15 protein-coding genes are annotated in these 12,961 nt (G+C 38.1%); 13 read left to right on the top strand and 2 right to left on the bottom strand.

What is annotated here, in order from left to right; translation table 11 throughout:
- Both PHV30_10215 and PHV30_10210 read left to right on the top strand, forming a co-directional pair.
- Positions 1-1,236 (top strand): class I tRNA ligase family protein (locus tag PHV30_10215; protein MDD5457390.1); only part of this gene is annotated, 1,236 nt, incomplete at its 5' end.
- A gap of 4 nt (positions 1,237-1,240) precedes the next feature.
- On the top strand, positions 1,241-2,416 hold the full coding sequence (locus PHV30_10210) for a bifunctional folylpolyglutamate synthase/dihydrofolate synthase (protein ID MDD5457389.1): 1,176 nt from the start codon (positions 1,241-1,243) through the stop codon (positions 2,414-2,416).
- Here PHV30_10210 and PHV30_10205 read toward each other — a convergent pair.
- The gene (locus PHV30_10205; GenBank protein MDD5457388.1) at positions 2,393-3,292 is read right to left on the bottom strand and encodes a hypothetical protein; all 900 of its coding nucleotides are present in this window, start codon (positions 3,290-3,292) and stop codon (positions 2,393-2,395) included. The two genes, PHV30_10210 and PHV30_10205, sit on opposite strands and share 24 nt — an antisense overlap.
- 171 nt (positions 3,293-3,463) lie before the next feature.
- Here PHV30_10205 and PHV30_10200 point away from each other — a divergent pair, with 171 nt between their 5' ends.
- Positions 3,464-4,858 (top strand): aminopeptidase, encoded by a 1,395-nt coding sequence (locus PHV30_10200; GenBank protein MDD5457387.1) that lies wholly within the window; start codon positions 3,464-3,466, stop codon positions 4,856-4,858.
- On the opposite strand, the gene PHV30_10195 is transcribed toward PHV30_10200, so the two are convergent.
- Positions 4,855-5,025 carry a hypothetical protein gene (locus PHV30_10195; GenBank protein ID MDD5457386.1) on the bottom strand — a complete coding sequence of 57 codons (171 nt, stop codon included), beginning with the start codon at positions 5,023-5,025 and terminating at the stop codon, positions 4,855-4,857. The genes PHV30_10200 and PHV30_10195 overlap by 4 nt on opposite strands.
- Before the next feature lie 138 nt (positions 5,026-5,163).
- Between PHV30_10195 and atpB the strand changes: the two genes are divergently transcribed.
- The 10 genes from atpB to PHV30_10145 all read left to right on the top strand — a co-directional run bounded on the left by atpB (position 5,164) and on the right by PHV30_10145 (position 12,871).
- A complete protein-coding gene (gene atpB / locus PHV30_10190) occupies positions 5,164-5,874 on the top strand; it encodes a F0F1 ATP synthase subunit A (protein ID MDD5457385.1) in 711 nt (236 codons plus the stop codon).
- A 66-nt stretch (positions 5,875-5,940) separates the two neighbouring features.
- Positions 5,941-6,183: an ATP synthase F0 subunit C gene (gene atpE, locus PHV30_10185; GenBank protein MDD5457384.1), complete on the top strand. Its 243-nt coding sequence runs from the start codon at positions 5,941-5,943 to the stop codon at positions 6,181-6,183.
- A gap of 17 nt (positions 6,184-6,200) precedes the next feature.
- Positions 6,201-6,710 (top strand): F0F1 ATP synthase subunit B, encoded by a 510-nt coding sequence (gene atpF / locus PHV30_10180; protein ID MDD5457383.1) that lies wholly within the window; start codon positions 6,201-6,203, stop codon positions 6,708-6,710.
- The gene (locus tag PHV30_10175) at positions 6,688-7,245 is read left to right on the top strand and encodes a F0F1 ATP synthase subunit delta (GenBank protein MDD5457382.1); all 558 of its coding nucleotides are present in this window, start codon (positions 6,688-6,690) and stop codon (positions 7,243-7,245) included. The genes atpF and PHV30_10175 overlap by 23 nt, the downstream gene beginning before the upstream one ends.
- Positions 7,242-8,762, top strand: coding sequence for a F0F1 ATP synthase subunit alpha (gene atpA / locus PHV30_10170; GenBank protein MDD5457381.1), 1,521 nt, complete (start codon positions 7,242-7,244; stop codon positions 8,760-8,762). Before PHV30_10175 ends, atpA begins: the two co-directional genes overlap by 4 nt.
- Positions 8,759-9,577: a F0F1 ATP synthase subunit gamma gene (locus tag PHV30_10165; protein ID MDD5457380.1), complete on the top strand. Its 819-nt coding sequence runs from the start codon at positions 8,759-8,761 to the stop codon at positions 9,575-9,577. The genes atpA and PHV30_10165 overlap by 4 nt, the downstream gene beginning before the upstream one ends.
- Entirely contained in the window at positions 9,574-10,983 is a 1,410-nt protein-coding gene (gene atpD / locus PHV30_10160) for a F0F1 ATP synthase subunit beta (protein ID MDD5457379.1), read from the top strand. The genes PHV30_10165 and atpD overlap by 4 nt, the downstream gene beginning before the upstream one ends.
- A complete protein-coding gene (locus PHV30_10155) occupies positions 10,983-11,225 on the top strand; it encodes a hypothetical protein (protein ID MDD5457378.1) in 243 nt (80 codons plus the stop codon). Before atpD ends, PHV30_10155 begins: the two co-directional genes overlap by 1 nt.
- A gap of 55 nt (positions 11,226-11,280) precedes the next feature.
- Positions 11,281-12,507, top strand: a complete 1,227-nt coding sequence (locus PHV30_10150; protein MDD5457377.1) for an S-layer homology domain-containing protein — start codon at positions 11,281-11,283, stop codon at positions 12,505-12,507.
- Positions 12,479-12,871 (top strand): VanZ family protein, encoded by a 393-nt coding sequence (locus PHV30_10145; protein MDD5457376.1) that lies wholly within the window; start codon positions 12,479-12,481, stop codon positions 12,869-12,871. Before PHV30_10150 ends, PHV30_10145 begins: the two co-directional genes overlap by 29 nt.
- Positions 12,872-12,961 lie beyond the last annotated feature (90 nt).

Genomic DNA, 12,961 nt, shown 5'->3' with positions numbered 1-12,961 from the left:
TGGCCTTTTTCTGTCTTTGGCTGGCCGGATATGACTACAGACCTGGAGCAGTTTTATCCCACCAACATACTGGTTACGGGCTATGACATTATTACTTTCTGGGTTTCCCGCATGATTACCATGGGTATATACAACATGAAAAAGGTACCTTTTTATCAGGTTTTTATTCATGGACTGGTCAGAGATTCTCAGGGTAGAAAAATGAGCAAGTCCCTTGGAAACGTAGTTGATCCGCTGAAAATAATTGAAGAAAAGGGCGCTGACGTATTGCGTTATACTCTGGCTTCTCTTGTTACATCCGGCGGTCAGGATATCAAACTGGTAGATGAAAAGCTCATAGCCAGCCGCAATTTTATTAACAAGCTCTGGAATGTTTCCCGCTATATATTGCAGCAGGAGCCGGTTTTAAGCGGGGATACTGGCCAGAATCCGGTTGATACCTGGATAATTCAATACCTCCGGCAGGTATGCGCGGAAGTAGAGAAATGCTATGAAAAATTTGATTTTAATTTTGCGGTAGAAAAATTATATGATTTTGTCTGGGGAGAATTTTGCGACTGGTATGTGGAAATGACCAAGTTGCATAAAGGCTCCTCCCAGCCCACTCTTATTTTTGTGCTGGATTCCATCCTGAAAATGCTGCACCCGATAATCCCTTTTATTACCGAAGAAATCTGGCAGGTATTAATAAAGCATCCCTGGTATGAAAAAAATTACAAAAAACAATCGTCTATTATGCAAAGCAGTTGGCCGGATGTACCAAAAGGAAAAAATGAAGCTTTATCAGCAGATATAAGGCTTCTGCAAAACATTATAAAGACAGTAAGAAACATCAAGGCAGAGATGAATATTCCGCTGGATAAAAAGGGCATACTGCAGGTTGCAGGCAAACACGGAGATTTGACAACTTATGTCCCTTATTTGAAGTTTTTGGCCAGACTTGATGATGTGCAGTTTATTAAAGTCGCTCCCAAAGAGAAATGCTCATTCGCGGTTGTAGAGGAAACAGAATTGTATCTTCCGCTGGCTGGCCTGATTGATACTGATAAAGAAAAAGAACGCCTGAATAAGGAACTGGAAAAGATTCAAAACGAAATTGCGGCTCTGGAAAAAAAGCTGCAAAACCAGGGTTTCATTGCTAAGGCACCTAAAAATGTAGTGGAAAATGAAAAAAAATCTCTGGATGAAAAAAAGTATCACTTAAAAGCCATTCAGGATAAAATGACAGGACTATAAACTCTTGAAGCCAATTGAACAAGAGTTGAAACAACTTTCCGTTAAAAGAAAAGTTCATTTGTCTTTGGATAATGTTTTCAGGGCAGCAGCATTGCTGGGCAATCCACAGAACAAGTTACGTTTTATACATATAGCAGGAACCAATGGCAAAGGCACAACAGCCGATTTTATTGCTCAGTTATTGGAACAGAGCGGTTATAAAACAGCCCTGTATACTTCTCCACATTTTATTTCTTATACGGAAAGGTTTGTTATAAATGGGAAGCAGGTTTCATCGGACCGTCTGGGAAAACTCTATAAGCAGGTAGAAACAAAAACAAAGGGTATAAATCTTACTGAATTTGAGATATTAACATTAATCGGCTTGATATATTTTTTAGAAGAAAAAGTGGATTATGTGGTCTGGGAAACCGGTTTGGGAGGACGGCTGGATGCTACAAATATAGTTACACCGCTCATTAGTGTAATTACGACCATTTCTTTTGATCATTGTGAGTTCCTTGGTAACAATTTGCTTGATATAGCGAGGGAAAAAGCTGGTATAATTAAACCTGGTATACCGGTAATATTTTTTAGACAGCAACCTGTTGTTGAGAATTTATTGGTAAAGGAATCCAGTGCATGTAAATCCATCTATAAAGTGGTTAACAAGGGTACTGGAAACTTTCTGCAAAGCAATAAGCGGTTGGCTTTGGAGGCGGCTACAATTTTGTTGCCTGATAATAGACGGCAGCTTCGCGAAATTTCCCGAAAACTCAAAACAAGGATTAAAGGCCGGTTACAGGTAATAAGGAAAAAGCCGCTTTTACTATTAGACAGCGCCCATAATATGGAAGGCATTAATAATCTTGTTAATTTTATAAAAAAAAAGTACGGCAACAATTTAATGATAATTTATGCGGCCACCAGGAGAGAAGAGATAAAAAAGATTGTAAAGAACTTACAGCAAGTGGCTGAGAAAATTTTTATCTGTGAGTTTCGGCATGACAGGGCAGTAAGTATCGGGGAGTATGTAGATAAATATGCTATATCATCACCACAATTGGAATTTGTTCCCGGAAGGAATATGAAATCATTTATAAAAAAAATAACCGGTGCTAATAAAAATATTTGTATTACCGGTTCAATTTATTTTTTGGGAGAAGTAATGATGGTTCTAGAGCAAAAGCCCGAAACGTAAACCTCTGTCACAGACTGTGAGTTCCTGCAAACCGAGGAATTCCATAAAAACCAGAATTTCTATTACACCGGCGAGAAAAACGTCAGCTCTCTTGGGGTCTACTTCATATTTGTCCTGAATTTCTTTGGAAGTCATTTTTCTTAATTTATGATACATGCTTTGAATAAAGGTAAGAGGGATTTTTGTGCCGTGCACTTTACTGCTTTCAAAAATATCCAGCTTTAAATATAATTTGGCCAAAGTAGAAACTGTCCCCCCTATAACTATGAACTGCTCGGGATGGCTTGCTGCAATTTCGGATAAATTTGTTTTCAGCAAGTTTAAGATGTATAAACTTAAAGCATCGATTTCTTCCTTCTGTCTTGGATTTTTGTGCAGGAACATTTCTGTCAGACGGACTATACCGATATCAAGGCTCTGATATGTTTCCTTGTTTTCTTGATGATGAATAACCTCTACGCTTCCTCCACCCTGGTCGGCGAAAACTGCATTGGAGGAAATAAAGGGCATAAAATAATTAACAGCTTTGGCGATTATTTTTGCTTCTTCAATGCCGTCTATGATACGAATTTCCAGTCCGAGTCCGTGCACACGGTCAATAAATTCTTCTGCATTGATGGCATCTCTCATTGCTGAAGTAGCTACAAAATTGTAGTTTACTATGTCATTTGACTGAAAAAGTTGTTTGATTTCCTTTAAAGCATCAAGAGTTCTATTCATTGCATCCTGCTGCAATCTGCGAGTCTCGTGAATTTTTTCGCCGATACGGCACAAATAAATTTTTTCCTCAAGGATATTTAGTTGTTTATCGGCTGATAGCTCGGCGATAATGGCCCGCAAAGAGTTAGTTCCCAGATCGATAGCTGCTTTTTTCATATAATAATTTTAGTCTCGAAATCTTCATTTGTCAGCAAAATTGTTGGTCGAAAATCATGTAGTTGGAAAAGCGTCGAACAGGGCAGGAAGGGAATGCGTGTGTCAGAAAGCTAATATCTGTTATAATATATAGCAATAAATATTCAAATTATTATTTTAAGGGAGGTTGGTATGAAAACAGCTGCGGAAAAATTAAAGGATAAATTATCTTATAAATCGGAGAATGCCTGGGAAAGTAAAAATTACAAGCAGGATGAACTGGAAAGTTTCAGCCGGGAATATATTAAATTCATTTCAACCTGTAAAACCGAGCGTGAAGTAATTGACTACCTTATAAAGATGTTAAATCAAAAAAAGATCAGAGAGAAGGCAGGTAATACTTTTTATATAGTAAATAAAAATAAAGGTATAGCTATTGTAAAAATCGGCAAAAATGATTTAAAAAAAGGAGTAAAACTGATTGTAAGCCATGTAGACAGCCCCCGCCTGGATTTAAAACAAAATCCCTTATATGAGGATACCGGAGTTGCTTTATTCAAAACCCATTACTATGGCGGCATTAAAAAATATCAATGGGTTACAAGGCCCCTGGCTCTGCATGGGGTTGTAATATTAAAAAATGGTCAGTCTGTAAAAATAAGTATAGGTGAGAGTGATGGCGATCCGATTTTTTTTATTTCCGATTTACTTCCTCATTTATCCTATAAGGTCCAGGATGAGAAGTCACTTAAAGAAGCCATTCCCGGAGAGAAATTGAATATAGTTGTGGGAAGTATACCATATACTGCCGACGAGGAGTTTAAAGAAAAAATCAAGCTGAATATTCTGCAATATTTAAACAAAACCTATAAAATGGAAGAACAGGACTTTCTTACAGCCGAATTGGAAATGGTCCCTGCAGGGAAAGCCAGAGATGTTGGATTTGATCGTTCCATGATTGCCGGATATGGTCAGGATGACCGGATATGTGTTTTTTCGGCAGTAAGTGCTTTGCTGGATACAAAATCTGGCGATGATACAATTGTAGTATATCTGGCTGATAAAGAAGAAATAGGTTCCGACGGGAATACCGGAGCAAAAAGCATGTTTTTGAAACAGATTATTAAAAATATATTTATAAACAAGTATAAAAAGGTAGACATGGTTGCCGTTGAGGAATGTTTATTTAACAGCAGGGCAATTTCAGCAGACGTTAACGGAGCATTGGACCCGGACTGGAAGGATGTTCACGAAAAGCGTAACGCCGCGATACTGGGTCATGGGGTTTGTATGACAAAATTTACAGGTTCGCGAGGAAAAGCAGGAGCATCGGATGCCAACGCAGAATACATCGGAAGTGTAAGAAAAGTATTAAATCAAAATAAAGTTTGCTGGCAAATGGGCGAGCTTGGAAAAGTTGATGAAGGTGGTGGTGGCACACTTGCCAAATTCATTGCAGACTACGGCATGGATGTGGTAGATATGGGCCCGGCTTTACTATCCATGCACGCACCAATGGAGCTATCTTCCAAGATAGATCTGTTTATGACCTATAAAGCTTATAAAGTATTTTTTGAGAAACTCTAAAAGGCCAGGTTTTTAAAACGTCTTAAAAAATTTTTATCCGTATCCTCGGGCAGTTCGGTACTGGTAAAATGTTCGTTATTCATATGCTGTAACGATGCATACTGGGTCTGGTCCTCAAGAGTATGGTTATGATTAATGATATGATTTTCCACCCATTTTGAATTCACAGCTATTTATCCCCCATTTATATATTTAGTATTCCCTTTAATCAGTCATTTAAACATGAAATTTATAAATAAAATTTATTTACTTAATTATTTTGTGGGTGTAATATAAACTAAGGCTCAGGGGGTCGAATTAGAAGAATGGATTTTATACTTAAAGATATTACGGTTTTTTTTCACTTCGTTGTTCATCATAAGAAATTTTTTATTCTTTTTGTTCCAATATTATTTATGGTTTTCCCAATAATAAACAGATTTAATATTATTCCTTCAAAACTTCAGGCTGTAATCGAAATGATTTATGAGTTTCTTGAAGACCAGTTCAGGGGTTTGTTTAAACATGATGAAGATTATAAAAAATGGATGCCTTTTTTCCTGACTATTTTTTATTATATTCTAATACACAACATGTTGGGACTGATTCCCGAGAATAAACCTGTTACTTCTGATATAAATATCACAGCGTCTCTGGCAATTATGGTTTTTTTAATAAGTATTGGTGTTGGCGTAATCAAGCACGGTCCATTGAAATACCTTGCTTCTCTAACGCCCAGCGGTATATCGTTGCCATTTCGGATCACTATGTTTCCGATTGAAGTAGTTTCGACTTTTGCCAAACCATTTGCCTTGGCAGTTCGACTTTTTGCTAACATGACTGCCGGGCATCTGATAATATTATCCATGCTCAAGCTGACGGAAGTATTCAGCAGTATATTTTTTGTCCCGGTCAGCATAACGATGGCCATGGTAATGATGCTTTTCGAATTATTTGTTTGTTTAATTCAGGCGTTTATTTTTGCATATTTGTCTGCAATTTATATAACCGATAGCATTTATATAGGAAATCATTAGCAAAAAGGAGGGTTTTTAGAATAAAGTATTGTAATAAAATATTTTTTTAGAGAAAGGAAGGATATTATGGATCAAGCAGCAGCATTAAGTATAGGATTGAGTCATTTCGGTGCGGTATTGGGTATGGGATTCGCTTCATTAGGAGGAGCTCTGGGCATGGGAATTCTGGTAGCAAAAGCCATTGAATCAATGGTGCGTCAACCAGAACACATAAACGTTGTCAGAACTACAATGTTTATAGGTATAGCCTTTGTGGAAGCGGCTATTCTTTATACACTTGTATTGAGCTTTATATTAATTTCGAAATAATAAAGGAATAACTATCTATGGAAGAATCTCTGAATATAAAGCTTATTATCTTTAATGTTACGGCATTTGTCGTAATGCTTTTTGTTATTAAGTATGTGGTTTGGCCAAAATTAAGCTTGTTTATCGATAACAGAAGAAAAAAGATTGAAGAACTTCTTAAGACCTATAATGAACGTAACGAGGAAGTAGCAAACCTCGTGGAAAAGATGAAACAGGAAAGTGAGAAGGCAAGTGAAAGAAGGAACAAGCTTCTGGAAGATGCGCGCTTAGACAGTAAAAGAATTAGGGAGGAAATCATTGAGAAAGCTTATAATGAAGCCAACGAAATGATGGAACAGGCAAGACAGGAAATTCAACGCGAAAAAAAACAGGCTTACACAGATGTTCGTCAAAAGATTTCGAAGGTTGTTATAGAAGCGGTTGAAAATATTCTCTGCAATGTAATCGACAAGGACCTGGATAAAAAAATAATTTTAGAAACAGAGAAGAGGGTAAACATCATACATGAAACACAAAGTATTTCGTGATTTTGATTTTGATAATTTTAATAAACTTTTAAGCGTAGAAGATGTTATAAAGATTTTTAACGAATTGTATCAAATTCGCTGGAGCCTTTTGAATACCAGCTACGAAATAAAGTTTTATCTGGAAAACAATACGGTAAATATTGTTAAAAGAAAACAAATATTGCTAAAATACCTGAATACCTTGCCGTTTATTCCCTCGCAGTTCACTATAGCAGTTTTGTTTTTTCTAATGGAAACCAAACTTTTTCATCGTTTGGGATATTTTATTAATATTTTGAAATATTATTTTGCCGATGAGAAAAATTTGATTCTGGTTGAAATAATTTCCAGATTTCCTTTAAATGAAAAGGATCTGGAAATTTACAATTTAAGTTTAAGATATTTATACAAAAAAAAGGTGGGCTTTATTTTTAAAGAGGACCCAACATTGATAGGTGGACTAAAGTTGCGCTGGTACAGTGGCGAGCTGGATCTTAGTGTAAAAAAGAAACTGAATAAAATTAAAGAATTAATTGTTCAGGGGAAGGTGGCATGATGCTGGATAAAAACATAGAAAATAAAATAAATTTGGTAGATGAAATAGTTGAGCAATTAAGATTTTGCCAGGAAGAAATAACAAATGAGGAAATCGGTATCGTTCTGGACAGCGGAGACGGAATAGCCAGGATCGGCGGTTTACCAAATGCGCTTCTGGGAGAAATGCTTGATTTTGGAGAAGATGTTTTCGGAGTTGTATTTAATTTGGAAATGGAAGAAATTGTTGCGGTAATACTGGAACGTCACGTTTTGGTTAAAGAAGGTCATGCGGTACGCCGTACCGGCCGTATAATTGAGGTTCCTGTAGGAGATGAGCTCCTGGGGCGAGTAATAGACCCACTTGGACAACCTTTAGACGGAATGGACGCGATTGACTGCAAAGATCATGTTCCTCTGGAAACCCAGCCTCCTGGCGTAATTGATAGAAAGCCTGTAGATGTACCCCTGCAAACCGGTTATATGGTTATCGACGCTACTGTGCCAATCGGCCACGGACAACGCGAGCTTATTATCGGTGACAGACAGACAGGAAAGACTACTCTGGCTATCGATACTATCATTAATCAGAAAGATAAAGATGTAATAAATATTTATGTAGCTATCGGTCAGAAAAATACTACTGTGGCCAAGGTAAAGAAGACCTTGCAGGAATATGATGCCTTAAAGAATACAATTATTGTAAACGCGCCTGCATCCGAACCGTCAGCTACTCAGTTTTATGCCCCTTATGCCGGTTGCGCCATAGCTGAGTATTTTATGCGCAAGGGACGCAGGACACTGATTATCTATGATGACCTGACCAAACACGCGCATGCTTATCGTAATATTTCATTATTACTGAAAAGACCGCCAGGTCGTGAGGCTTATCCGGGCGACATATTTTATGTTCATTCCAGACTGCTGGAAAGGGCAGCGCAGCTTAATGATGCGCTGGGAAGCGGCTCAATGACCGCACTGCCGATTGTAGAAACTCAAAGCGGAGATATTTCATCGTATATTCCCACAAATGTCATATCCATTACAGATGGCCAGATATTTTTTACAACGGAACTGTTTAACTCAAATGTTAGGCCGGCAATTAATCCGGGAGTTTCAGTATCCCGCGTAGGTGGAGCCGCGCAGATAAAGGGCATGAAAAAGGTAGCCGGCCTTTTGCGACTTACGCTTGCCCAATTTCGTGAAAAAGAAAAGTTTTCACTGTTTGCATCCGATTTGGATGAAAAAACATTGCAACAGCTGACCAGAGGTAAGGTGCTGATTGAGGTGTTAAAGCAAAAGCAGCATAAACCGTTATACGTTATCGACCAGTTGATTACACTGTATACGGCAATTAATGGATTTTTGGATAAAACCCCGTTAATCAATATCGAACGAGTGCGGACAGAACTTATTCCGCATTTTAAGAGAACTGCACCTGAGCTTTACGAAAAAATTGAGAAAGACAAAAATATTGATGATAGTATAATCCCTCAGCTGTCAGAAACTATCACTAAATGTCTTGAAGAAATAGCATGAGCGACCTGTTAACCTTAAAACAAAGACGTAATAACATTACGGCCGTTTACGAAATAACGGACGCAATGCAGATTATTACTACAATAATCATTGGCAGGACTCAGAAATTATTGTATTACCGCAGAAAAGTTCAGTCCTATTATGACAGGTTGCTTTTTACCAGAGAAATAGACAAAAAGAAAAGCAGACAGAAGAGTGAGCCCTGGCTTATTGTCTTTTTTGCTGAGAAAGGTTTTAGTGGAAATTTTAATCCCCAGATACTTCCGTTATTTAATAAAAACAAAAAGACCCCAAACATTATTCTTGTTGGGTCCAGAGGCAAAAATTATGCTGAAAAGCTGGGAGTAAAAGTAAAACTTTTTTGTGAAGGTGCCAACAAAGTTCCTACGGAAAGTATTACTGACAAGATTTTTAATTTGCTTAAAGAAAATGATTTTCCCTGGGACGTAAAGGTAATTGTAAACAAATATAACAATATGTTTGTGCAGATACCGAAAATTGTTGATTTTTTTCCGGCTCACGAAGAAGTATATCGCAATGTTTCGGCTTTTATCGATATGAATAACGAGAAGCTGGATGAGTTCATACTGGAGAAATATGTTCGTGCCCGTTTGTTCTACCTTTTCGCCCAGAATTTTACCGGTGAAACGGCATCCAAGCTGCTGATGATGAAGAACGCGGTAGAGAACGCGGAAAAACTAAAAGAAGAAGTGTCCATGGAAATGTATAAAGCCAGACAACTAAAAATTACTCAGGAACTGAGCGAAATAATTTCAGCTTATAAAGTCCTGCAAAACATGACCGAGAGGAGATGAAAATAAAGATGGAAAGTACAGGTAAAATAGTTCAGGTGATAGGACCAATAATAGATGTAAAGTTCCCTCCGGACCGTATTCCGGATATTCGTAATGCTTTGAAGATAAAACTTAAAGATATGCAAACAGGTCTGGACAAGGAAATTATCGCAGAAATTGCTTTGCAAACAGAAGGTGGAGTGGTTAAGGCTGTTTCATTGCAATCAACTGACGGTTTGGCCAGAGGCATGAATGCTATAGACACCGGCCAACCCTTACAAGTTCCCGTAGGTCGTGAAATTCTTGGCCGTATGTTCAACTCCTGGGGTGACCTGATTGACGGAGGAGAAGCGCTAAAGGGTGAAATTCAGTATTACAGCGCAAGAAGAGCCACACCGAAATTTGAAGAACTGGAATTTAAAGATGAACTGTATGAAACGGGCATAAAAGCCATTGATTTATTGTGCCCTTATGTAAAGGGAGGCAAAACCGGATTATTCGGAGGAGCAGGTGTAGGCAAGACAGTAATTATCATGGAAATGATACATAACATGGCCAAACATCATGGCGGTATTTCAATTTTTGCAGGCGTCGGAGAAAGAACTCGTGAAGGAAATGACTTATGGCTGGAAATGAAAAACACCGGAGTTATCGATAAGACCGTGCTGGTTTTCGGCCAGATGGGTGATTTGCCCGGTTCTCGACTGATTGTTGCTCAGTCCGCTTTGGCTCAGGCTGAATATTTCAGAGACGTGGCCAAACAGGATGTGCTTTTTTTTATTGATAATATTTTCCGTTTTGTTCAGGCAGGGTCTGAAATCTCGACTCTGCTCGGTCGTATTCCGTCAGCTGTAGGTTATCAGCCCACACTGGATATTGAAATGGGACGACTGGAAGAACGAATTGCTTCCACCAAAAACGGTTATATTACTTCTATCCAGGCGGTATATGTTCCTGCGGACGATTTTACCGATCCTGCAGCGGCAATTACTTTCAGCCATCTGGATTCGGTAACAGTTCTTTCCAGAAAAATCGTGGAAATGGGTATTTATCCGGCAATAGACCCGCTAGCCTCTTCTTCGAGGATACTGGCTCCGGATATAGTTGGCGAAGAGCACTATTATGTGGCTCAAAATATTAAAAAAGTATTGCAGAGGTACAATGAACTACAGGATATTATAGCGATTCTGGGTGTTAGCGAATTACCCGAAGAAGATAGAGTAATTGTAAACAGAGCCAGAAAGATACGTAATTTCTTGTCACAACCTTTCCATGTGTCGGAAAATTTTACAGGTCTCAAAGGAGTGTTTGTTCCCTTGGCGGATAGTATAAAAGGGTTCAAAAAGATCCTGATGGGAGAAATGGATGATGTTCCGGAACAGAATTTTATGATGAAGGGTGCTATAGAAGAGGTAGCTTTGGAATAATGCATTTAAAAATCATTGGCGCCGAACAACTTATCTATGAGGGCGATATCTATGGCTTGAAGTGCAGGGCCATAGACGGTGAAGTTATGTGCCTGGACAAGCATGCGGACTATTTATCGGTTATTCCCAAAGGTGATGTTACCCTTTATGATTATAAAGACCATAACAAGCAGGAAAAGATAACATTGAAAAAAGACTTTATTCTGCTGATTGAAGACAATAATGCCGTGCTTTTGAACTAGTCCAGCCAATTGTTGTTCTATTGAAATAACCGGAGTGAACCTTTACAATATCGTAATGCGCAAATGGATTATTTTTTTTGCTTTTTATTCAGTCAGTCTGGCGCAGCTTCCGATAATCAAGATTATTTCTCCTATGGAAGAAGATCCGATTATAGCTTACAAAGAAATAAACATTTTGGGCGAGGCCCTGCATACCGATAAACTGTATGTAAATAATTATAAAGTTGAAATGCAGGACGGCCTTTTTCGACTGAAGTTTAAATTTTCAGAACCAGGTTTTCGAATGCTTAATTTTGTGGCCGAGAATGAGAAAGACAAAACGGAAAAGAAAGTAAAAGTTGTATCACTGGAAACTTTTCCCGACATCAAGGGTTATGAATACCAACGGGAAATAGAGATATTGACAACCATGCAGTTTTTTCCCGGCTATTACGGTACGGATTTTTTCCGGCCCAGATACTATGTAAGAAGGGCGGAAATGGCCAGACTGCTTTTAATGCTCAAAGATATAAATCCTGTTACCAATTATAACAATACTTATCATTTTCAGGATTTGTTGCCCGCTCATTGGGCATACTCCTATATTCAACTGGCCCTAAACTATAATCTGATGTATCCCGTTAATGCTTCGGAATTTGCACCGAATAGAATTGTGACACGGGAAGAAGTATTGGAAATGTTAAAGAAATTCTATAAATATGCAGGCGAAGAAACTCATACTTTTTATTCGGATTTGCTTACGGATAACAGCGAACACAGATGGTTTTCCTTCCTGGCTGCGAGTGGGTATTTACCTCCGGCCTGGGTGGCAGAAGACAACTTCAATCTGAATAAACCTGTTACCAGAGGCGAATTGGTTTATCTTACAGCCAGAATAGACAAAATTTATGCAAGAATAAAAAAAGATTATCAAATTGAATTGCCGCTGGTCAAAAAAATGCATTTAACTCAAAATCAAGAAAATTCTTCTGAAATTATTATAAAAAATTTGACCGGGAATGTATTTGTTATTGAGTGTAATCCGGACAAGCTTAAGAAAACCCTGTTTGTGGAATTCCAGCTAAAACAGGAAAAGGGCCGCAATACTGTTTTACTGGTTGATGATGGAGAAGGAGCTGACATACTGCAGGGAGATGGAATTTTTACCGGTATCATTAATCTTGGGGAAAATCCTGTCCGGCAATACAAGTATTTATACAAGTTATTTGATGAATACAACCTGATTTATAAAGTGGGGGAAGGAAGTTTGGTTTATGAAAACGGGAAAACCGGAATTAATTAGAAAAAGCCTGGCCATACTTTATCTGGGTCTTATTATTTATTTATCCAGTCAGCCGGCGTTACCCAGGATTTCCGATTTCCAGTATACTGACAAAATTTTACATTGCTTCGAGTACTTTATTCTTGCCGGTTTAATTTACGCTGGCTGGGGTTTTGGGCAGTCAGTGCGCTATAAAGCTTTTGTTTTTATGACTTTTTTTGCGGCCAGCGACGAAATCCACCAGCTTTTTGTGCCAAACAGGGATTGTTCGTTTGCTGATTTTGTAGCAGATAACGTAGGCATAGTTTTTGGATTTATTCTTATGAAAATAAAGACATCTGTTGAATCTTCTTGGTATAATTTTTTATTAGGGAAGAAAAGATAAAAAATTTGGGGGAACAGGTATTACCTCAGAATACAACGTTAGTATCTATATAACACAAGACGAAGCAATCGTAACCCTTCTGAATGAGGA

It is taken from the genome of Candidatus Margulisiibacteriota bacterium, from assembly GCA_028715625.1.
In the GTDB taxonomy this organism is placed as follows: Bacteria; Margulisbacteria; Riflemargulisbacteria; order GWF2-35-9; family GWF2-35-9; genus JAQURL01.
Note: the sequence above shows the minus strand (reverse complement) of the source record. Positions and strands in the feature narration are given on the sequence as shown.